At 56.7% G+C, this 20,099-nt stretch carries 21 protein-coding genes; 8 read left to right on the top strand and 13 right to left on the bottom strand.

The features are described 5' to 3' along the window. Positions 1 to 18 precede the first annotated feature (18 nt). Positions 19 to 321: a hypothetical protein gene (locus Q1B21_RS06935; RefSeq protein ID WP_299887494.1), complete on the top strand. Its 303-nt coding sequence runs from the start codon at positions 19 to 21 to the stop codon at positions 319 to 321. Here the strand turns inward: Q1B21_RS06935 and Q1B21_RS06930 are convergent. The 4 genes from Q1B21_RS06930 to Q1B21_RS06915 all read right to left on the bottom strand — a co-directional run bounded on the left by Q1B21_RS06930 (position 253) and on the right by Q1B21_RS06915 (position 3,889). After that, positions 253 to 651, bottom strand: a complete 399-nt coding sequence (locus Q1B21_RS06930) for a DUF1499 domain-containing protein (RefSeq protein ID WP_299887491.1) — start codon at positions 649 to 651, stop codon at positions 253 to 255. The genes Q1B21_RS06935 and Q1B21_RS06930 overlap by 69 nt on opposite strands. Before the next feature lie 68 nt (positions 652 to 719). After that, positions 720 to 1,667, bottom strand: a complete 948-nt coding sequence (speB, locus tag Q1B21_RS06925; RefSeq protein ID WP_299887488.1) for an agmatinase — start codon at positions 1,665 to 1,667, stop codon at positions 720 to 722. 70 nt (positions 1,668 to 1,737) lie between these two features. Next, positions 1,738 to 2,700 (bottom strand): agmatinase, encoded by a 963-nt coding sequence (gene speB / locus Q1B21_RS06920; protein ID WP_298934796.1) that lies wholly within the window; start codon positions 2,698 to 2,700, stop codon positions 1,738 to 1,740. A 25-nt stretch (positions 2,701 to 2,725) separates the two neighbouring features. Next, complete coding sequence (locus tag Q1B21_RS06915; RefSeq protein ID WP_298934795.1) at positions 2,726 to 3,889, bottom strand: M20 aminoacylase family protein; 1,164 nt, start codon at positions 3,887 to 3,889, stop codon at positions 2,726 to 2,728. A 66-nt stretch (positions 3,890 to 3,955) separates the two neighbouring features. On the opposite strand from Q1B21_RS06915, the gene mazG reads away from it, so the two are divergent. The 3 genes from mazG to Q1B21_RS06900 all read left to right on the top strand — a co-directional run bounded on the left by mazG (position 3,956) and on the right by Q1B21_RS06900 (position 6,264). Further along, positions 3,956 to 4,813, top strand: a complete 858-nt coding sequence (gene mazG / locus Q1B21_RS06910) for a nucleoside triphosphate pyrophosphohydrolase (RefSeq protein ID WP_299887484.1) — start codon at positions 3,956 to 3,958, stop codon at positions 4,811 to 4,813. A gap of 63 nt (positions 4,814 to 4,876) precedes the next feature. After that, entirely contained in the window at positions 4,877 to 5,818 is a 942-nt protein-coding gene (locus tag Q1B21_RS06905; protein ID WP_299887481.1) for a nucleoside hydrolase, read from the top strand. Next, the gene (locus Q1B21_RS06900) at positions 5,815 to 6,264 is read left to right on the top strand and encodes a GNAT family N-acetyltransferase (RefSeq protein ID WP_298934792.1); all 450 of its coding nucleotides are present in this window, start codon (positions 5,815 to 5,817) and stop codon (positions 6,262 to 6,264) included. Before Q1B21_RS06905 ends, Q1B21_RS06900 begins: the two co-directional genes overlap by 4 nt. Before the next feature lie 286 nt (positions 6,265 to 6,550). On the opposite strand, the gene Q1B21_RS06895 is transcribed toward Q1B21_RS06900, so the two are convergent. The 8 genes from Q1B21_RS06895 to Q1B21_RS06860 form a co-directional block, all read right to left on the bottom strand. Then, entirely contained in the window at positions 6,551 to 7,069 is a 519-nt protein-coding gene (locus Q1B21_RS06895) for a GNAT family N-acetyltransferase (RefSeq protein WP_299887477.1), read from the bottom strand. Between the two features lie 45 nt (positions 7,070 to 7,114). Then, positions 7,115 to 8,389, bottom strand: coding sequence for a phosphopyruvate hydratase (gene eno / locus Q1B21_RS06890; RefSeq protein WP_299887474.1), 1,275 nt, complete (start codon positions 8,387 to 8,389; stop codon positions 7,115 to 7,117). A gap of 136 nt (positions 8,390 to 8,525) precedes the next feature. Then, entirely contained in the window at positions 8,526 to 9,410 is an 885-nt protein-coding gene (locus Q1B21_RS06885; protein ID WP_299887471.1) for a DMT family transporter, read from the bottom strand. 137 nt (positions 9,411 to 9,547) lie between these two features. Next, positions 9,548 to 9,961 (bottom strand): Fur family transcriptional regulator, encoded by a 414-nt coding sequence (locus Q1B21_RS06880; protein ID WP_298934788.1) that lies wholly within the window; start codon positions 9,959 to 9,961, stop codon positions 9,548 to 9,550. Between the two features lie 84 nt (positions 9,962 to 10,045). Further along, positions 10,046 to 10,750 carry an endonuclease/exonuclease/phosphatase family protein gene (locus Q1B21_RS06875; protein WP_299887468.1) on the bottom strand — a complete coding sequence of 235 codons (705 nt, stop codon included), beginning with the start codon at positions 10,748 to 10,750 and terminating at the stop codon, positions 10,046 to 10,048. A gap of 333 nt (positions 10,751 to 11,083) precedes the next feature. Continuing rightward, positions 11,084 to 12,157 carry a hypothetical protein gene (locus tag Q1B21_RS06870; protein WP_299887465.1) on the bottom strand — a complete coding sequence of 358 codons (1,074 nt, stop codon included), beginning with the start codon at positions 12,155 to 12,157 and terminating at the stop codon, positions 11,084 to 11,086. 486 nt (positions 12,158 to 12,643) lie between these two features. Then, positions 12,644 to 13,735, bottom strand: a complete 1,092-nt coding sequence (locus Q1B21_RS06865) for an aminomethyltransferase family protein (RefSeq protein ID WP_299887463.1) — start codon at positions 13,733 to 13,735, stop codon at positions 12,644 to 12,646. A gap of 41 nt (positions 13,736 to 13,776) precedes the next feature. Next, positions 13,777 to 15,294, bottom strand: coding sequence for a trimethylamine methyltransferase family protein (locus Q1B21_RS06860; RefSeq protein WP_299887590.1), 1,518 nt, complete (start codon positions 15,292 to 15,294; stop codon positions 13,777 to 13,779). A 142-nt stretch (positions 15,295 to 15,436) separates the two neighbouring features. On the opposite strand from Q1B21_RS06860, the gene Q1B21_RS06855 reads away from it, so the two are divergent. After that, on the top strand, positions 15,437 to 16,315 hold the full coding sequence (locus Q1B21_RS06855) for a LysR substrate-binding domain-containing protein (protein ID WP_299887461.1): 879 nt from the start codon (positions 15,437 to 15,439) through the stop codon (positions 16,313 to 16,315). Between the two features lie 117 nt (positions 16,316 to 16,432). On the opposite strand, the gene Q1B21_RS06850 is transcribed toward Q1B21_RS06855, so the two are convergent. Continuing rightward, positions 16,433 to 17,851 (bottom strand): YdiU family protein, encoded by a 1,419-nt coding sequence (locus Q1B21_RS06850; protein ID WP_299887459.1) that lies wholly within the window; start codon positions 17,849 to 17,851, stop codon positions 16,433 to 16,435. Between the two features lie 83 nt (positions 17,852 to 17,934). Between Q1B21_RS06850 and Q1B21_RS06845 the strand changes: the two genes are divergently transcribed. From Q1B21_RS06845 to Q1B21_RS06835, 3 genes are all read left to right on the top strand, one after another. Beyond that, entirely contained in the window at positions 17,935 to 18,354 is a 420-nt protein-coding gene (locus Q1B21_RS06845; protein ID WP_299887457.1) for a cupin domain-containing protein, read from the top strand. Positions 18,355 to 18,385: 31 nt separating this feature from the next. Further along, entirely contained in the window at positions 18,386 to 19,069 is a 684-nt protein-coding gene (locus Q1B21_RS06840; RefSeq protein ID WP_299887454.1) for a class I SAM-dependent methyltransferase, read from the top strand. 90 nt (positions 19,070 to 19,159) lie between these two features. Continuing rightward, positions 19,160 to 20,071 (top strand): fatty acid desaturase, encoded by a 912-nt coding sequence (locus Q1B21_RS06835; protein ID WP_299887451.1) that lies wholly within the window; start codon positions 19,160 to 19,162, stop codon positions 20,069 to 20,071. The last annotated feature ends 28 nt before the right edge of the window (positions 20,072 to 20,099 follow it).

The following is a 20,099-nucleotide window of genomic DNA, read 5'->3' as shown; positions in this document are numbered from 1 at the left end:
TTATGCTAACCTGATCATATGAAACGGCTCATTCTAGCCCTGACCCTTTGCGCAACCCCTACCTTGGCCGATGTATTTGGCCCCGGAGGCAAGGTTCAGGATTGCTATTGCACTGACAAATCCGGCAGCCGGATCGAATTGGGTGAGATGATCTGTCTGCAGGTCGATGGGCGCATGTTCACAGCGCAGTGTCAGATGTCCCTGAACGTCCCCATGTGGCGCGAGGTTCAGGAAGGGTGTTTGTCGTCAGGGCTAGAACAAAGCAAGCCACCCGTCGACCCGGTGTCGATTGACGTCAAAATCCTTCCGGCCAAAACGTAACCGGCCGTAAATGCGTAGAATGTCACCGTCCTGCTGCACCGTCGTGTAGTCGGGAAAGCCGATCCATCTTGTGCGCGTGACGTAAGTGATCATCCCCTCATCGACCGAACCGGCCAGAACCGAGGTGCGCGGTGAAACACGCGCGATCTTGTCCAACTGAGCCAGACCCTCAGGGCCTGTTTCGACCAAACGGTAAACGCCGCCCTTCATATCGCGGTTTACGTCACCGTTCGGGGGCACATGCCAAAGATCGGGATCAGATGGGGCAAGGCGGATATAGCCACCGACCAAAATGACCAACGCGACCAGCAGCCAGATCATATATTTCATTGCCCCATACCTTCTTTGACCCAAAACCTAGCTGCTACGAACAGTCAAACAAGCCATTGCGACGGCCCCTACCGCAACGTCACGCCGGGAAGAATGCACAACATCTCGAACAACAGATTGGCGGCCGTCAGCGCCGTGTTTCCCGACGGATCATACGGCGGAGATACTTCGACCAAGTCGCAGCCCACCACATTGACCCCACCCAGGGCATGGATCAGTTGCAAGGCCTGCGGCGTTGTAAGCCCGCCAATCTCCGGTGTGCCGGTGCCCGGGGCAAAGGACGGGTCCAGGCTGTCAATATCATAGGTGATATAGACCGGATGATCGCCGATCGTTTTGCGGATTGTCGAGCCAATCTGGGTCAGGTTCTGCTGCCACAACTCCCACGCCGGGAACTGACGAAAACCCCAGCCCTTGGCCTCGGTAAAGTCAGACGCCGCATAACCGGACCCTCGGATGCCGATCTGAAAGGCCTTGTCAGGCACAATCAGTTGCTCTTCGTAAGCGCGGCGAAACACGGTGCCGTGGGTCTCACGCTCGCCAAACATTTCATCATTTACATCCGCATGGGCGTCTACATGGACCAGCGCCACGGGCCCGTGTTTTGCGGCTATCGCCCGCAGGATCGGCAGGGTGATCGAATGGTCACCACCCATGGCAACCGGCGTGACGCCTTGCGTCAGAATGGCATCATAGCTTTCCTTGATGATCTTCAGACTGTCCGCCAACGAAAACGTATTGATCGCCAGATCGCCAATATCGGCAATCTGAAGCTTATCAAATGGTGCTGCGGTTGTGGCCATGTTGTACGGCCGGATCATCGCGCTTTCAGACCTGATCTGCTTTGGTCCAAATCGCGTCCCGGACCGCCACGAGGTACCGATATCCATAGGGATGCCCAGAACCGCGACATCCAACCCGACAAGCGAGGCCGCCTGAGGCAAGCGCATAAAGGTATTCGGCCCCGAAAAACGGGCCAGATCATTGCCGCTGATCGGTTGGTTGAAATCTGTCATGCCTGTTGTCTCTCCCATCCGGTCACTTGGTTAAGCACATATCGGAGGTATGGCTAATCAATAGTTAACGTCAGACCAGCTTGCTCCATCCCAACAGGCAAATGATCTGAGTCGCCACATGTGCACCCGCAATGGCCGTCGCACCGGATGTGTCAAACGGGGGCGATACCTCGACCACATCGCCACCCTTGATATTGATCCCGGCAATATCGCGCAGGATGATTTGCGCCTGAATGGACGAAAGCCCACCCCAAACAGGCGTGCCGGTTCCCGGGGCAAAAGCCGGGTCCAGCCCGTCGATATCAAAGCTCAGATAGACCGGGCTGTCGCCGACGATTTCCTTGATCCTTTGCGCCACGGCGGCCGGACCGGCCTCATACACCTCGCGCGCGTCGATTATGTTGACGCCCAGCGTGTCTTCGTTGGTTGTTCGTATCCCCACCTGAACCGATCGCTTGGGATCCACGATCCCGGATTTCACGGCCTTGTAGAACATCGTCCCGTGATCTACCCGGGACATGTCATCATCGGCCCATGTGTCGGTATGCGCATCGAATTGCACCAGGGACATCGGTCCATATTTCTCGGCATAAGCTTTGAGGATCGGAAAACTGATGTAATGATCCCCGCCCAGCGTGACAGAGGCGACATCCGCCGCCAAAATCGTCCGAATATGATCGGTCAGCGTGTCGGGAAAAGCTGGGATATTGGCATAGTCAAAGGCCATGTCGCCATAGTCCACGATGGCCAGCTCGCTTAACGCATCAAAAGGCCAGCCATACGGTTCGTCCGGGGATTGCAGTGTACTGGCTTCTCGGATCGCACGCGGGCCAAGACGGGTGCCCGGACGGTTGGTGACCGCCTGATCGAAGGGCACGCCTGTCACTGCAATATCCACATCCTTCAGGTTCTTGGTATAAAGGCGGCGCAGAAAAGATGTTGCCCCACCAAACGTATTCTCGTGAGAAACCCCTTTCAACTCGGGGTTCGTAAACGCCTCATCCACGAAGTTCTTTGAATCTTCCAAAGCCATTTGGTCCGCTCCCCCTTTGGTATTTTCAGCTCAGCGGCTGCGCTTTTTCGACAACCCGCGCAAAGAACGACGCGCCGACTGGCGCAATGTCGTCATTGAAGTTGTATTTTGGGTGATGCAGCCCGGCACCGTCGCCCTGCCCCAGAAACAGATACGCGCCCGGTCGTGCCTGCAGCATGTAGGAAAAATCCTCGGCCCCCATATCGCGCCCTATCGAATCCACCACGCGATCTTCACCGGAAACTTCCCGCGCAACATCAGCCGCAAAGGCGCACTTGTTGGCGTCGTTGATAGTCGCAGGATAACCGACGTCATACACCAGTTCTGCCTCAACCCCGTATGAAGCCGCCTGACCTTTTACGATCTGTTCCATCCGTTCCATCACCATCTTCTGAACCGCAGGATCGAAGGTCCTGACAGTTCCGTTCAGATAGGCGGTATCGGGGATCACGTTGTTGACCGTCCCGGTGTGGATCTGCGTGACCGAGACCACAAGATCTTCAACCGCATAGTGATTGCGGCTGACGATCGTCTGAATGGCCTGGGCAATCCCACAGGCCGCCATCACCGGGTCGCGAGTCTGATGCGGCATCGCCCCGTGGCCTCCGACCCCTTGAATATGGATGTGAAACGTATCCACGGCCGCCATGATCGGCCCCGGTGTCGTATAGAACGCGCCTTCGGGATTGCCGGGGTCGTTGTGCAACGCGTAAACCTCAGAGATATCGAACCGGTCCATGATGCCTTCTTCGACCATCACGCCTGCGCCGCCGCCCTCTTCCTCGGCGGGCTGAAAGATCAGCGCGACGCGGCCTTTGAAGTTGCGCGTCTCGGCCAGATAGCGCGCCGCGCCCAGCAACATCGTTGTGTGCCCGTCATGCCCGCAGGCATGCATCTTCCCGGCGTTTGTCGAGGCATAGTCCAACCCCGTTTCCTCGGGGATCGGCAGCCCGTCCATGTCGGCGCGCAGGCCAATTGTCGGCCCGTCGCCCTGACCTTTGATGATCGCAACGATTCCGGTTTTGGCAATGCCTTCATGCAGCTCGTCCACGCCAAATTCACGCAGCCGCTCGGCCACAAATGCCGCCGTTTCGTAGCATTCGAACTCGAGTTCAGGGATCGTATGCAGATGCTTACGCCATGTCGCCATGTCAGCGGCATAGTCGGCAATACGGTTCACAACGGGCATATGGGGTGGACTCCTGATCCAAGCTGCGGGATGTCTGCATCAGACACTGGAACAAGGGGCTTCGCAATGGCTGAAAATCCACTGATCCACGACCCGGACGCCGGGATCGAACGCTTGCTGGAAATCATGCGCCGCCTGCGCGACCCACAATCCGGCTGCCCCTGGGATATCGAACAGGATTTCGGCACCATTGCGCCTTACACCATCGAAGAAGCGTATGAGGTCGCAGACGCCATCGAACGGCAGGCCTGGGATGAGCTGGAGGGTGAGCTGGGTGATCTGTTGTTTCAGTCGGTGTTTCATGCGCAGATGGCCGAAGAGGCCGGCCATTTCGCCTTTCAGGATGTCGTGCGCACAATGTCCGACAAGATGGTGTCCCGCCATCCGCACGTCTTTGGTGATGAATCCCGTGACAAATCGGCCGACCAGCAGACGCTGGACTGGGAAACAGTCAAAGCAGCCGAGCGTGCCGGCAAAGAGCAAAAAGGCGCGTTGGACGGCGTAGCGGCCAACCTGCCCGCCCTGTTGCGGGCGCACAAGCTGCAAAAACGCGCTGCGCGTGTGGGCTTTGACTGGCCTGACGCCAGCCATGTCCTTGCCAAGATCACCGAAGAAGCGGCTGAGTTGGAAGAGGCGCGTGATCGCAAGGATGCCGATTCGTTGGAAGATGAATTCGGCGATCTCCTGTTCGTGATGGTCAACCTTGGCCGCCATTTGGGCATTGAACCCGAGGCCGCCCTGCGCCGCACCAATGCCAAGTTCACACGCCGCTTTGCGCAGGTCGAGGCACGTCTTGCTGACCGTGGCAAAACCCCCTCGGAAAGCGATCTGACCGAGATGGATGCGCTGTGGGATGAGGTGAAGATTGCAGAGCATCGCGCCAACGGCAAACTCCCGCCTGTGGACGCCGCAACCAGCGGCTGAAACTGCTGGACAAGTCCGACGACACTTGCCAGTGTCCGCCCTTCACGACCCCGGAGGCCTGCAATGTCAGCGCGCAAGATCATAATCGATACCGACCCCGGACAGGACGACGCTGTCGCAATCCTGCTGGCACTGGCCAGCCCGGACGAGATCGATGTGCTGGGTATCACGGCCGTTGCGGGCAACGTTCCGCTGGCGCTGACCGCCAAGAATGCGCGTATCGTCTGTGAACTGGCCGGCCATACCGAAATACCGATTTATGCCGGATGCGACCGCCCGCTGACCCGCCCGTTGATCACCGCGGAACATGTGCATGGTAAAACTGGGCTCGACGGTCCCGATCTGCCCGACCCGCAAATGCAGCTGACCGACGGACACGCGGTCGATTTCATCATCGACACCCTGCGCGCGCATGAGCCTGGCTCCGTCACGCTCTGCCCGCTGGGTCCGCTGACCAATATCGCCACTGCTTTCCAGAAAGCCCCCGATATCGTCGACCGCGTTCAGGAAATCGTCCTGATGGGTGGGGCGTATTTCGAAGTTGGGAACATCACGCCCACGGCTGAGTTCAACATTCACGTCGATCCCGAAGCCGCTGATATTGTGTTTAAATCGGGAAGACCAATTGTGGTCATGCCTTTGGACGTCACTCACAAGGCGCTGGTCACCAAGCCCCGCAACGATGCGTTCCGCGCCCTGGGCAACAAAGCTGGCATTGCCACCGCACAGATGACGGACTTCTTCGAACGTTTCGACAAGAACAAATACGGCAGCGAAGGCGCGCCGCTGCACGACCCCTGCGTGACCGCCTACTTGATCCGACCCGAGCTGTTCTCGGGCCGTCACGTCAATGTGGAAATCGAAACGACATCAGAACTGACGTTGGGCATGACCGTCGCTGACTGGTGGGGTGTCACTGAACGCGCGCCGAACGCGCTGTTCGTCGGCGACCTCGATGCCGATGGTTTCTTTGCCCTGCTCACTGAACGTCTGGCCCGGTTATGAGCGCCGCACTTCGCCTTGCCCGCCCGGACGACCTTGACCGTTTGATGAGCCTTGTCGGGGCTTTTCATACCGAGACAGGCATTGAACAAGACTCGGATCAACGGCGCGATGCACTGCTGCCGCTGCTCGAAGGTCTCCCGCATGGGTGTATCTACCTGATTGGCCCTGGGCGCGCGCCACTGGGTTACATCATCCTCACCTTCGGCTGGTCAGTCGAGTTTGGCGGCATGGATGGATTTGTGGACGAGATCTACATCCGGCCCGCTGTTCGGGGTCGCGGCATCGCGACTGAGGTCTTGTTGGATCTGCCCAAAGCGCTGGCAGGTGCCGGTCTGACGGCTTTGCACCTGGAAGTCGATCGCACCGATGAGGCAACACAAAAACTGTACCTACGCACCGGGTTCAAAGCCCGCGAGCGTTACATGCTGATGAGCCGGAAGCTCTGATCCGATATTTGTTAATCATCGATCTGGTTTCAGCGACCAAATCTCTGTTTTCTAAGACCTTTCCCCTTAGCGGGCTTTTCTGTTGCGACTTTCCCCCTGATCAGCATTCCTTTCAGCACCTAGGCAAGGCGGTGCAAATAAAACAGAAAATTCCAGAGTTACGAAAACGGAACAATTGATCGGGTAACTGGTCGGTGGTCCACTCAGCGGCATCGGAGGCGGAAAACGCGTCAGGGGCTGAACATCTTGAGCATACCTAGAAAACGGGGCCATCGGTCCCCGTTTTTTAGCACTCGGCTTCTAGGTTCATTTCAAAAAAGACCAATCCGTCCAGAATTGACTTTGGCAACGCGCTGTAGGGTCCGCGCGGCACAAACCCCAGCGACTGGTATAGCTTCTGGGCCGCCGTCAGTGCGCTTCCTGTGTCCATGAGTATCCGCCTGAACCCCAGTGCCCGACAATCAGCGATCAATGCCTCCATCAGCGCGCGCCCAGCCCCAGTTCCGCGCGCGATGTCGCGCACGAAAACACGCTTAATCTCGGCGGTCTGGTCGCCAATGCGCTGGAACATGCCGCACCCAACCGCTGACCCATTCACCAGCGCAAGTCGAATGCCCCCATCGGGCGGCGCATGCTGGGCCTCCAACGATTGCATCAACCTTTCGAACTTGTCCTGAGGATAGGCATACAACACGACCTCTGCATCCCGGCCACCCAGGCTGACCAGAAAATCCCGATATTCCCAACACAAAGCTCTAACGGTATCAAATTGTTCGGGTGTTTTCGGCCTAACAATTGTCAGCATGGTCACCCCCTTTTTCAGCAGATGACCATAACATGGTTCGAGACCTTAACGAAGGATCGACGACCCAGCATATTCCGCTACTTCACCCAGCGTTTCTTCAATGCGAATCAACTGGTTGTACTTGGCCAACCGGTCAGAACGCGCCAGCGAACCGGTTTTGATCTGCCCGCAATTGGTCGCAACTGCCAGATCGGCAATTGTTGCGTCCTCGGTCTCGCCCGAGCGGTGGGACATAACATTGGTGTACCGCGCGCGGTGGGCCATATCGACGGCGCGCAGGGTTTCGGTCAGCGACCCGATCTGGTTCACCTTGACCAGCATCGAGTTGGCACAGCCACGCTCGATCCCCTCGGCCAGACGTACAGGGTTGGTCACGAACAAATCGTCACCGACCAGTTGCACCTTGTCGCCAATCGCATCGGTCAGGGCTTTCCAGCCATCCCAGTCATCCTCGGACATACCGTCTTCGATCGAAATGATTGGATAGTCTTTGACAAGCGCCGCCAGATAGGCTGCGTTTTCTTCTGAACTCAGGGTCTTGCCCTCACCGGACAGAACGTACTTGCCATCCTTATAATACTCGGTGGCCGCGCAATCGAGCGCCAGGTGGATCTCTTCGCCCGGTTTGTAACCCGCTTTCTCGATTGACTTCAGGATGAAGTCCAACGCCTCGCGAGTGGATGCGATATTGGGGGCAAAGCCACCTTCATCGCCGATGCCTGTGTTCAGGCCAGCGGCAGACAGCTCTTTCTTCAGCGTGTGGAATACTTCTGAACCCATGCGGACCGCTTCGCGGATATTGCTGGCCGAGACCGGCATGATCATGAATTCCTGAATGTCGATCGGGTTATCCGCGTGCTCGCCGCCGTTGATGATGTTCATCATCGGTACCGGCAGAACGCGGGCCGAAGTGCCGCCAACGTAGCGGTACAGAGGCTGCGTGGTGAAATCCGCCGCAGCTTTGGCAGTTGCCAGCGAGACACCAAGTATAGCGTTCGCGCCCAGACGGCCTTTGTTTTCGGTCCCGTCCAACTCGATCATCGCGGCGTCGATGGCCACTTGCTCGGTCGCGTCAAAGCCGACCAGCTCTTCGGCGATTTCGCCGTTGACCGCCGCCACAGCCTCCAACACGCCTTTGCCCAGATAGCGTGCCTTGTCGCCATCGCGTTTTTCCACCGCCTCGTAGGCGCCTGTCGATGCGCCCGAGGGCACTGCAGCACGGCCCATGGTGCCGTCTTCGAGGATCACGTCCACCTCGACCGTCGGGTTCCCCCGGCTGTCCAGGATTTCGCGTGCGTGGATGTCGATGATGGTGCTCATGATACCGGTTCCTAAAGATGCCTTCGGTTGCAAGCCTCATACCAGCCCGCGCCGAAAAGTAAACCAGCTCCGTTATCGCTAACACTCATATTTTCCGGCGTTTAGGGCTAACAGTCTTCTGTTTGCGCCAACATGTTCAGGCTGCGGTCATGGCCATGTCGCGCGCCAATCTGCGTTCGCGGATAAAAGTGTACAATCCGGATCCAATGATAAGAGTCGAACCGGCTAAGGTCATCAGGTCAGGCCGCTCGTTGAACACCAAAACCCCTGCGAGAATCGAGAACAACAAACGCGTGTAGCGAAACGGCGTCACGGCCGAGGCCTCGCCCACTCGCATCGCCGTAACGATCCCGTAGTATCCAAGAACACCAAAAACAACCGCGCCTGCATAGGGACCGATCTGTCCCGCTTGCAACGGCTCAAGGGGATGCGCGCCCAGGATCATCAGGACGGCCCCACCGACAACAAGTGCAAGATAGGCCTGCGATGACACCACCGCCGATGATATGCGGGGGTCTAGCCGGCGTGTGATCAAATCCCGCGCGGCCACACCGATGACCGCCACGACGACGAACAAGGATTCAGGGCGAAACCCCTCGAGTCCCGGACGGATGATCATCAGAACACCGATGAAGCCAACGCCAATGGCACTCCAGCGGCGCCACCCGACATGCTCGCCCAGGAACAAGGCCGCGCCCATGGTCACCGCCAAAGGCATGGCCTGAAACACAGCCGCCACCATCGACAGATCCACCATCGACAAAGCAGTCACAAACGCCACTGCTGAAACGGCTTCAGCCATCGCCCGGATCATGGGCAAAGGCTGCCACGCGACCGCAACAAAGATGCGCTGTCGCGAAAAAAGCGCCATGCAAAAGAAGACACCGGCGCAGATCAGGCCCAGCACAACCAGAATCTGACCCGGTGCGGCCGACGCCGTCAGTTGCTTGATGAACATATCCTCAAGCGTGAACGCAGCCATAGCCGCAATGACCAGCAAGATGCCATTAACGTTATTCATATTGATGTCCGTTGGAACTGGCGGCACCGATTACCGCTGTTACCTTCAGCAAAAGCCGAAGGACATCGCTGTGGCAAGCATTTTCAGCATTCGATTGATGAAATGATTTGAGGCGACCTATCGCGTTTCGTGATAGGTCAGTCCTTGTCCAAAGGAACGCCGTACAGTTCCAACCGATGGCCAATAAGCTTGTACCCCAGCTTGGCCGCGATTTTTTCCTGCAGTGCTTCAATCTCGGGGTCGACGAATTCGATCACCTCACCAGATTGCATGTCGATCAGATGGTCGTGGTGATCGCGTTCGGCATCCTCATAGCGCGCGCGCCCGTCACCAAACTCCAGCCGCTCCAAAATCCCGGCCTCTTCGAACAGCTTCACGGTGCGATACACGGTGGCAATCGAAATGCCCGAATCCAACGCCGAGGCGCGTGTATACAATTCCTCGACATCCGGATGGTCTTCACTCTGCTCCAGCACATGCGCAATGGTGCGGCGCTGTCCGGTCATGCGCAGGCCTTTGCCTTCGCACCGCGAGATGATCGTGTCCGACATGATGCCCCTCAGGAATTGCTCGGGTTTCTGTCTTAATCTGTCCGCGCTCCCAGCGCCACAGGGATTCGTTGGCCGGTGCAGGTTTCAGACCATGCGTCGCAGATCTGCCCAGATCGGCAGATGGTCCGAGGCGATATGCGCCGGACGCTCTACATGCACGCCGTGATCAGCCGCCTCAACGCCATACCCCAGCGCAATCCTGTCCAGCGCGCCCAATGGCTGCGCCGCCGGATAACTTGGTACTGGTGGTAGAAACTGCATTTCCGGCGCCAGATTGTCTAGAACGGGTTGCCGGGACCACTCGTTAAAATCACCTGCCCAAACAGTCGGCATCTGTTCCAGAGACGCGTCGCAATGACGAATATGCGTGATCTGCTGCCTCCGGGATGCAGGCAGCAATCCCAAATGCATCCCCATCACCCGCAACGGGCCGATCTGAGTGTCAAACTCCACGCGCACCGCGCCCCGAGGCTCCAGCCCCGGCAAATCGTGATGCCCGGTCTGCCTAACCTTGATGTGATCGCCGCGCCAGATCACGGCGTTGCCATGCCAGCCCAAGCTCCCCGCACCGCCCAGATCGACAATTTGCCACCCGGCTTCATCCAGCATGAAATGTGGCAGCGCTGCCGGCCGGGGAGGCAATCGCTTGTCGGCTTCCTGTAACACCACAATCTCGGCCTGCATGCCATGCAGCACCTGCATGATGCGTTGCGGCTGCCGCCTGAAATCCAGCCCGATACATTTCTGGATGTTGTAACTGCCGATACGCAGGGTCGAAGGTTTTGTCATGACTCTCCGGGTCTTAAACTTGCCCAAGGATCACCCTGCTGGGCCTTGGGTGCAAGCCCGCGTTGCGACCAAGCCGGCAATAACCTGATCCTTTTGAACAGGTGCCGTTTCCTGGGGCACCGAACCGGGTAACTCGCAGCGGTTGGTTCCTATGTTGATTGTGCAAGAATGAGTGATCATTCACGGCAGCGCAGCGTACAAAATCGAGCGGAACGAGTACTAAGCGGGACAAAACTACCGCTTGACCTTTGTCGTGGAACGGCAGCTTTGCGCAATCACACGAATAAGTGCTAATCTTCAGTGTTTGACGTCAGCGTTAATGGAACTATGCATCTACTCATCTTCGTCGAATTTGATTACAGGCATTGAGCAATTTACAAATATACCACCAAATTCAATTTGGTCAGGGACATACAAATTCACAGTCGGGTAATCATCGTAGTCGCAAATATACACTTCACCAATGTCGATTGGTTTAGACAGAATTAAATGCGAACTGCGTTCCCACCAAGCCTGTGCATTGCACCATGATCGAACTGACAAGTTGGTTATCCCGACCGCCCAATATGCCGCCTGCTCACGCAGGCACATAAGTTCAAGAACATCTTCGTCAGCCGTATCGGCGGCGCCGGATTGCAATAACCAATCGTGAACGCCTTTGGTGGATAGCCCCTTTGGCATGGCTAAAGTTTCTTCCAAAGACGTTTCTTTGCTCGGTAAGCGAGCATAGCGCAGGACGGCCTCACCTGCCATTCGGGTTCGCAACGATTTTCCTGAAGATGTGTATGAGACAATGCCAGAATTCGAATCGGGTTCAATCAAAACCCGAAAAACCACTTCTTGGTGGGCATACCTATTAAGGGCTTCCTCCAAGGCAATGTGATGAGCAGGTAACCAGTCATAATGTAAAAGTGCTTTTGCCAATTCAAGCGCATCTGGGTCTGTAGGCATACAATTATCTGACGGTTGATCATTTTCGTCATACCCGATGCTATAGACAAGCGTCTCTTTTGGAACGTCATACACGGCAGAAGGAACAGGCCCGACTGTGTATATTGTTTCTACACTTGCACCAGGCTCAATGAACAGTCTCCAAACTACTTCTTGGTCGGTGTAAAAGATAAGATGGGCTGGATTCTGGTCTTTTTTGATTACGACATTTAGTTCAGTTCCTGGCTCTCGACGGCCAAGAAAATTGACAACGTGTATTTCCCCAGACTGAAGGTGAACCTGTTCTGGAACGCACTTTTCAGTGAGCATTCTTGTGCGCTCTAGCGCCTGTTCGAACTCAGGCCACTCCTCGCGCAAGTTTCCCGCCGCTACGCCAACAGAACATACAATTAACAACAAAAGCGCGATCAAAGCCGGTTTCAAAATATGTCCATTCGTTTTCTTAAGGTGCTGCACAGTATTGCGACTATGCTACTTATGCGTGTGAGATTCATAGGCGTTCTTGTCAAGTCGGATTTGTTCACGTTTCGGCCCTTTTACAAAGCTTCGAAGCGCTGTTGCCGATGCCTACACTGACGTAACACGCACCCACCAGCCTCACGACCCGCGAATCAGGACTTGCTGATAGATCAAGTGCTCAGAACCGCATTCATAGACAATATGCGCAGCTTCTCATCCTTTGTGGCCTAAGCTTAGTAACAAGAGCAACTGAAGCGTACGCCTGCAATCGAAACTTCAGCCTGACTTTGCCGTAGAAGCAGACCCTGAATCCGAGCGCAGCATCTGTCACTAAGGGCTCGAAGCCGACTTGCGCAAGCGCAGCGTGGCGGCCAGCCCAGTAGGGTTCCGTTGTGCGGACGAAGCTATCGTCGGTAGCTCGCGGCTCAATCTCCGCTTTTGGAAGTTCATGGGAGAAAGCAACGAATACAACGCATCGAAAATCTAGGCATGAGTCTTCGACTTCCGTGGATCATGGATCGGCATCGAAATCACCTTTGCTTTTGTTTCGATATCATCTCCGGCAACATTCAGAGTTGTGCCAATCTCGATCGAAGGATGCAGATGAGCAAGTGCGAGTGACTTACCGAGGCGGCGCGAATAACAGGGAGAATTAATCACACCAACTTCGTTTCCATCGAGGTAAAGCGTCTCGCCGCCTGCCATCATGTCGGAATGGTCAATGTCGAGGCAGACGTTTTGGGTTGCCTCCTTCCCTTTGGCAGCCATGACGGCCGTCTTACCGCGAAACTCCCCTTTGGACCCGCTGACCGTAAACCCAAGCCCAACCTCCCAGGGTGTGTTGTCCTCAGTCATGTCGTATCCGTAGAACAAAAGCCCCGCTTCGATGCGAACCTTGTCGAGCGCAGTGAATGAGCACGGCATGACGCCAGCCTCTACAAGCTTGTCCCAGATATCGCCAATGACAGACGCGTCCGCAAATATCTCGTAGCCACGCTCCCCCGAATAGCCGGTGCGTGAAATCCGACATGGATGGCCGAAGAGCCGCGCCGATGCGTGCTCGAAATAGGCGAGATCGCCAAGATTGATATCACACTCGGTGTCGAGAATATCGAGTGACTTGGGCCCTTGCACTGACAGATCATGCAGGTCGTCGGAAAACTCGATCTGCACATCGCGGCCTTTGGCAGATGCCTTGAGCAAAGCCATGGTATCGCCGGACCCATGCACGATCATCCACTCATCGTTTCCGTTGTTTGACACGATAGCATCGTCGGCAATGCCACCATTCTCTGTCAGAATACAAAGATAGGCAGCCTTACCCGGATCGATTTTCGAGATGTCGCGTGTCGTCAGGTGATCGAGCGTTGCGACGACGTCCGACCCACGCACGAACACCTTCTTGAGAGGGGACATATCGAACATCCCCACTGCCTCACGAACAGCATCGTGTTCATCATTGGGATCGGAGTTGTAGGTCCAAGCCGTGCCCATCCCGTTCCAGTCTTCTAGGCCTGATCCAAGCGCGGTGTGCCGCGACGCAAGGGCGGATGTGCGGCTTAGTTCTTCAGTCATGTACGATCTCCAGTGGTTCTCTCCGAAGTGGGACAAGTTCATCAGTACCACTCGTCTTTCATTGAGGCTTGGCGTTCGGCCACGAAGTCTTGCAGCCTGGACCGAATATCTTCGTCCATCGACGGTGCCTGATAGCCTGCGAGCATGGATTTCCACCGCGCGGTAGAGCGTTGATCCGCCCGGAGGCTCCCGTTTTCGGACCATGTCTCGAATGGCCCAGCCTCCGGGATGTCAGGTTGAAAGTTAGCCGTCGCAAAATGGCGTAGCGTATGCGCAGTCGATAGGAAGTTCTCGCCCGGACCTGTTTCGAAGTATGCGTCGCGGCCAAAGACTTCATCACTCACATCGATACCCTGGAGCATCTTTAGCATTGCCCCGCAATGGTCGATATCCATGATGAATTTCTCATAGGACATAACCAGCCCGCCTTCGAGCCAGCCCGCAGCGTGCCAGACTTGGTGCGCGCCCGAAAGAAGCGTGGCCCACATCGCCCCGACGCTGTCTTGCATGGCTTGTCCGTCGGCGGCGTTGGAACCGGAAACATGGCCGCCGCCTGATCGAACAGGCACACCTAAGCGGTGACCCAGCTGGGAAAGAACCATGGATGCCAGATTTGCCTCGGGTGAACCAAAAGTCAGCGCTCCGGACTTCAAATTCATAGTTGAATGAAAACTGCCGAAGACCACCGGACAGCCAGGCCGCACCAACTGCGCCAGTGCAATCCCTACCATCCCCTCGGCGAGCGTCTGCGCGGCAACCGCAGCAGGTGAAAGAGGCCCCATAGCGCCAGCAAAGATCGCCGGCGAGACACAGACACATTGACCGGCGCTGGCGTAAACGCGCAAGGCGCCGGACATTGTATCATCGTACATAAGTGGGGAGTTGACGTTGATGTTGCCTTGAATGACAGCGTTCTCGTCCATGAATGCCTCACCGAACACGAGCCGCGCCATATCAATGCTGTCTTGAGCGCGAACAGGGGATGTGACACCCCCCATGAATGGTTTGTCCGAGAGCGTCAGGTGCGACAGCACCATATCCAAATGGCGTTTGTTCACCGGAATATCTGTGGGTTCGCACACAGTACCACCAGAATGGTGCAGATACGGAGTGGAGTACGTCAACTTCACAAAGTTTTGGAAATCTTCGAGCGTGGCATAGCGGCGTCCTCGCTCAAGGTCGCTCACGAAGGGGGATCCATAGCCGGGCATAAGCACAACGTTGTTGCCACCCAGTTCAACGCTCTTGGCCGGGTTGCGCGCGTGAAGCGTAAATTGATTGGGCGCAGAGGCGCACAGCTGGCGCGCGTGCCCTGGCGCAAATGTAACACGCTGGCCATCGACCCATGCGCCTGCATCTCGGAACAGGTCCAGAGCCGTCTCGTCCCCGCGAAACTCAACCCCGATGTTTTCAAGTATCCAATCGGCTTGCGTCTCGATGGCACCAAGCTCCAGTTCGTTCAAGAGCTGGTACGCCGGAGTCTTTCGTTTCGTGTAAGACACAACGCTGTCGGGTGCACCACGGCGCGCGGAACGACCCCGCCGCGCCGCCTTTCGCAACTTTGGCTGAATGTTTATGTCTAAATTTTCCAACCCGGATGTTCCTAACATCTCCTCTTCTTTGTCATAATAGTTGAGAAAAAGAGTTCAGAGGATCGAATAATTCTACACTCTTCGTTCAAAAACTTTGTACGATAGCCCCATGGCAATGCCCTTTCGAAGACATGATACCTTGCGCCTCTTCGTTGAGATTGCGCGCTATCCAAGCCTGTCCGCCGCTGCGGATGCCCTCAACATGACCAAAGGTGCCGTAAGCTATCAGGTTAAAGTGCTAGAGGACGAACTTCAGACGACGCTTCTAAGCCGTGAACCACGCGGGATCACCCTGACCAAGCAAGGACGAGCCTTACTTGAGGCATGCCGTCCGGGGTTCGAGGCTCTCGAGACAAGTCTGCACGAGTTTACCAAAGCACGCGACGTGGGCCTTACGGTCGGGCTTTCTAGCTATTTTGCAGCACGGTGGTTATCACCGCGTCTCACGGGTTTCATGCAAAGACATCCGGACATCCGGCTGCGGCTACAACCCATGACGCAGCTTTTTGACCTTGAAAACCAGGGCATCGACATTGCCATCAGATGGGGAAATGGCCAGTGGGACGATGCCACGGTCGAACCCTTCCTCAACATGCCAACTTGGCCGGTTGGGAATAAAGCATCTCTGGAGAAAGTGGCTCGGCTTGGAATTGAAGCCGCATTCGCCGAGTTTGTGCTTCTAAGGGACCATGATGACAGCAATGCCTGGACAGATTGGAGGCAAGAAGCTGGGTTTGAGACGGACCCGCGCCGCGACACGCTTATTATTCCAGATCCCAACGTGCGCGTGCAGGCCGTCGCGAACGGACAGGGGGTGGCTCTCATGGATGATCTTGTTGCTCAGGAACTCGATGATGGCTGTCTTGTACGGCTCTCAGAAAAAGAGCTGTCCGACTACGGGTACTTCATTGTTGAACCGTTTGGCAGCCGACACAGTCAGGCCGTGCGGGAATTCAGTGACTGGCTTCAAGGCGCAACACATCTGTAGCGGCTGCAAAAGCGATCATTCGAGAGGTCTCCAGCATCGGACAAAGTAGGCTCAAAGGTGCCAGCACTCATTCGAGCCACGACGCCATCTCAGAAACAACAGCGCCCGAAATCTCCATCATGTCCCGCAGAGTGTAGCCTGTACCACTTCGCTCTGCGACGGCGGGCGGGTCAGGTCGGCATTGTCCGGCTGATCCAAGAAAGGCTGCCCCAGCACGCTGTTCAGGCGATGAAAGGGCGTGTAATCCCCCTGCACCGCCGCCTCGATCATCTGTTCGACCCGATGGTTGCGCGGGATGAAAACCGGGTTGGCCGCGTGCATTACCTGGGTCGGGGTTTCTTCGTGCGCCAACCGCGCTTGCCAACCTTCGGCCCATCCGTCAAATGCTATTGGATCAGTGAATTGATCCCGTGCCTTGTCCGTGCCCAGCGCGCGGAACGTGTTGGTGAAATCCGCATGATTCTGCGCCATGCACACCAGCAGGTCCGAGATCAGCTCAGAATCTTCGTCACGGGTCGTCGTCAGACCAATCTTGGCCTGGAAGCGTGCCATCCAATTCCGCTGCAATAGATCGGGCATCGCGTGTAAAATCTCGGTCGCCTCTTCAACCGCCGCTTCCTTATCCTCTATCTGCTGGATCAACGCGGTGGCCAATTGTGCCACGTTCCAGACGGCAATATCCGGTTGATTGGAATAGGCATAGCGCCCTGCCCGGTCGATCGAGCTGTAGACCGTGTTGGGGTGATAGCTGTCCATGAAGGCGCAGGGCCCATAGTCAATCGTCTCACCGGCAACCGAGCAATTGTCGGTGTTCATCACCCCGTGAATGAACCCCACGCTCATCCAACTTGCAATCAACTGGGCCTGAGCGTCACGCACAGCACGCAACAAGCCCATCGGCCCCTCAGCCTGCGGATAGTGGCGCGCGATGGCATACTCCGTCAGGCGGCGCAAACTCTCGATCTGCCCCCGCGCTGCAAAGACCTGAAACGTCCCGACCCGCAGATGGCTGCGCGCCACACGGGTCAGCACCGCACCAGGCATAGGCCCTTCGCGCAGGACGACCTCTCCGGTCTCGACCGCGGCCAATGCGCGGGTGGTCGGAATGCCCAGCGCGTGCATCGCCTCGGACACCACGTATTCGCGCAGAACGGGCCCCAGCCAAGCCCGCCCATCCCCCTGCCGCGAGAACGGCGTCGGACCAGAGCCTTTCAACTGAATGTCACGACGCACACCATCGGTGCCCACGGTTTCCCCAAGTAAAACCGCCCGCCCATCCCCAAGTTGCGGATTATAGTTGCCAAACTGGTGCCCGGAATACAGCTGCGCCAGCGGCTCCGCACCGGCGGGTATGGCATTGCCGGCAAAGGTCTCGGCCAGCTCGTGCACATCCCCCGGTGCGATATCCAAAAGCCGCGCGAGATCTGCGTTGAACGCAATCAGCTGCGGTGCGCGAACAGGGACCGGCGCCTGACGTGCATAAAACGCATCTGGCAGGCGGGCATACGAGTTATCAAACGGGATTGTCAGTGTCATGCGGCAAACATATGACCTGCGCGCATGATTGCCATAGCGGATCGCGCCATCCCGTGCATAATCGGCCAAAACATGAGGCACCGATGACCGGACAAGAGATTATCGACCACCTGCAACTGCAGCGACACCCAGAAGGTGGCTGGTTCAAAGAAACCTGGCGCGCCGACAATGCTGGCCGCGCCACTGGCACCTGCATCTACTTCCTGCTGCAAGCCGGGGAAAGCAGCCACTGGCACCGGGTCGATGCGACCGAGATCTGGCTTTATCATGCCGGCGCACCTCTGGTCCTATCGCTCAGCGAGACGGATCAGGGGCCCGCACAAGAATTCCAGCTGTGCCCGGACCTGACGGAAGGCGCGCCCCAGGTGATCGTTCCGAAAGGCCATTGGCAAGCCGCCCGCAGCACCGGAGACTACACGCTGGTCAGCTGTACCGTCTCCCCCGGGTTTGAGTTTTCTGGGTTCGAACTATCGGACCCGGGGTTCGATATCCCAAAAGTCTAGCGTCAGTGGTTGAAAGTTTAGGGCAGATCAGATGCGTGAAGACCTGAAAAAAGCGTTCGAGAACCATGATTGGTCAGGGAAAAGAGGCAAAGCCCCGCGTTCTGGTCCGGGATCGACATTAGCCGCCACCGAGCGCTTGCGCACTGCGTTGCCGCAGATCTTCGAGCAACTCAAAATCCGGCGGTTCCTGGACGCACCATGTGGCGATTGGACTTGGATGCAGACTGTCGATCTATCGCAGCTTGAAACCTACCACGGTGCGGACATCTCAACGTCAGTGATACAAGACGTTTCACAGAAATTCACATCTGACAAAGTGTCTTTTTCCGTATTGGACGTGTGTTCCGATCCATTGCCGGCCGCCGATTTGATTATGTGCCGCGAGTGTTTGTTTCATCTCAAACACGAAGCGAAATGGGCCTTCTTTCAAAACGCCCTGGCGGCGGACATCGCGTTCATAATGTTTTCGATTGATCATATTCGCCTCAATCACGACCTCCTGAGGAATGGCGGGTTTAGACGGTTCAACCCCATGATGGAACCGTTTAACTTCCCGCTGCCGCTCTACTATGTTCACGAAACAACGAACCAAGACATGTTCGACGTGTACGATCCGGATCTGGGTCACCGTCAGCACCGCTCGATGGGGATTTGGACACGCGAGATGATTGCCAACGCCATGCCACAGTCGCAGCCCCAGCAAACATCGAACTAACGGCTTGCCTCATCGGGCAACACGATTAGTGCTACAGACAGATCGCTCACCAACTTGCCAGCAACGCTCGCACGGGCCACTCTGGCTGCTATGGATCACCGCTCCCTCATTGCGTCTATCCCGCCTAAGATCAAAGACGATCTCCAGCGGCGCTCTGACGCTGCCGGGCTCAGGCATCTGGCACTGTATCTTCTGGCACTGACGGTAACGTCAGCCGGACTGATCGCACAGGTTCCGTTTTGGCCGCTGTTGATCCTGCCACAGGGCATTCTGCTGGTGTTCCTCTTCACCCTCAGCCACGAATGCACCCACAAAACACCGTTCAGAACCAACTGGCTCAACGATGTAGTCGGACATTTGGTCTCAGTTCCCATTGCCCTGCCCTTTACGTGGTTTCGTTACTTCCACTTGGCCCATCACAAATGGACCAATCACCCGGAAAACGACCCCGAACTCGACGGCAAACCGCGCCCCAACACCTGGCGCAGCCTGATCGTCTACCTCATCGGCTGGCCATACTGGTCCGCAATGGCTCGGGTGCTCATGCGCAACGCCTTGAGACGGATCGATGCCCCTTACCTGCCCGAGCGCCAACATCGCGCTATCAAAACCGAGGCGCGCGTCCTGTTGGCCACCTATGGCCTCGCAGCCCTCAGCTTGGTTTTCACACCTGCGCTGGTCTGGCTCTGGCTGCTGCCAGTGCTAGTCGGACAACCCTTCCTGCGCCTGTATCTTCTGGCAGAACATGGGCTCTGTCCGCCGGTGGCCAACATGCTGGAAAACTCGCGCACAACATTCACCAACCGTATCGTCCGGTTTGTGGCCTGGAACATGCCATACCACGCCGAACACCACGCTTTTCCGAATGTTCCGTTCCACCAGTTGCCAGCGTTTCATGCCTGGACCCAAACTCACTTGAAATCCACATCAGACGGTTACGCAGAATTCGCGGCTGACTACATAGAACACCTGCCAGCCGAGGCAGGCTCTTCATCTGGCTGAAAATATCCCGGGGGAGTCGCGCTTGCGC

This window comes from uncultured Ruegeria sp., from assembly GCF_947504215.1.
Lineage (GTDB): Bacteria > Pseudomonadota > Alphaproteobacteria > Rhodobacterales > Rhodobacteraceae > Ruegeria.
Note: the sequence above shows the minus strand (reverse complement) of the source record. Positions and strands in the feature narration are given on the sequence as shown.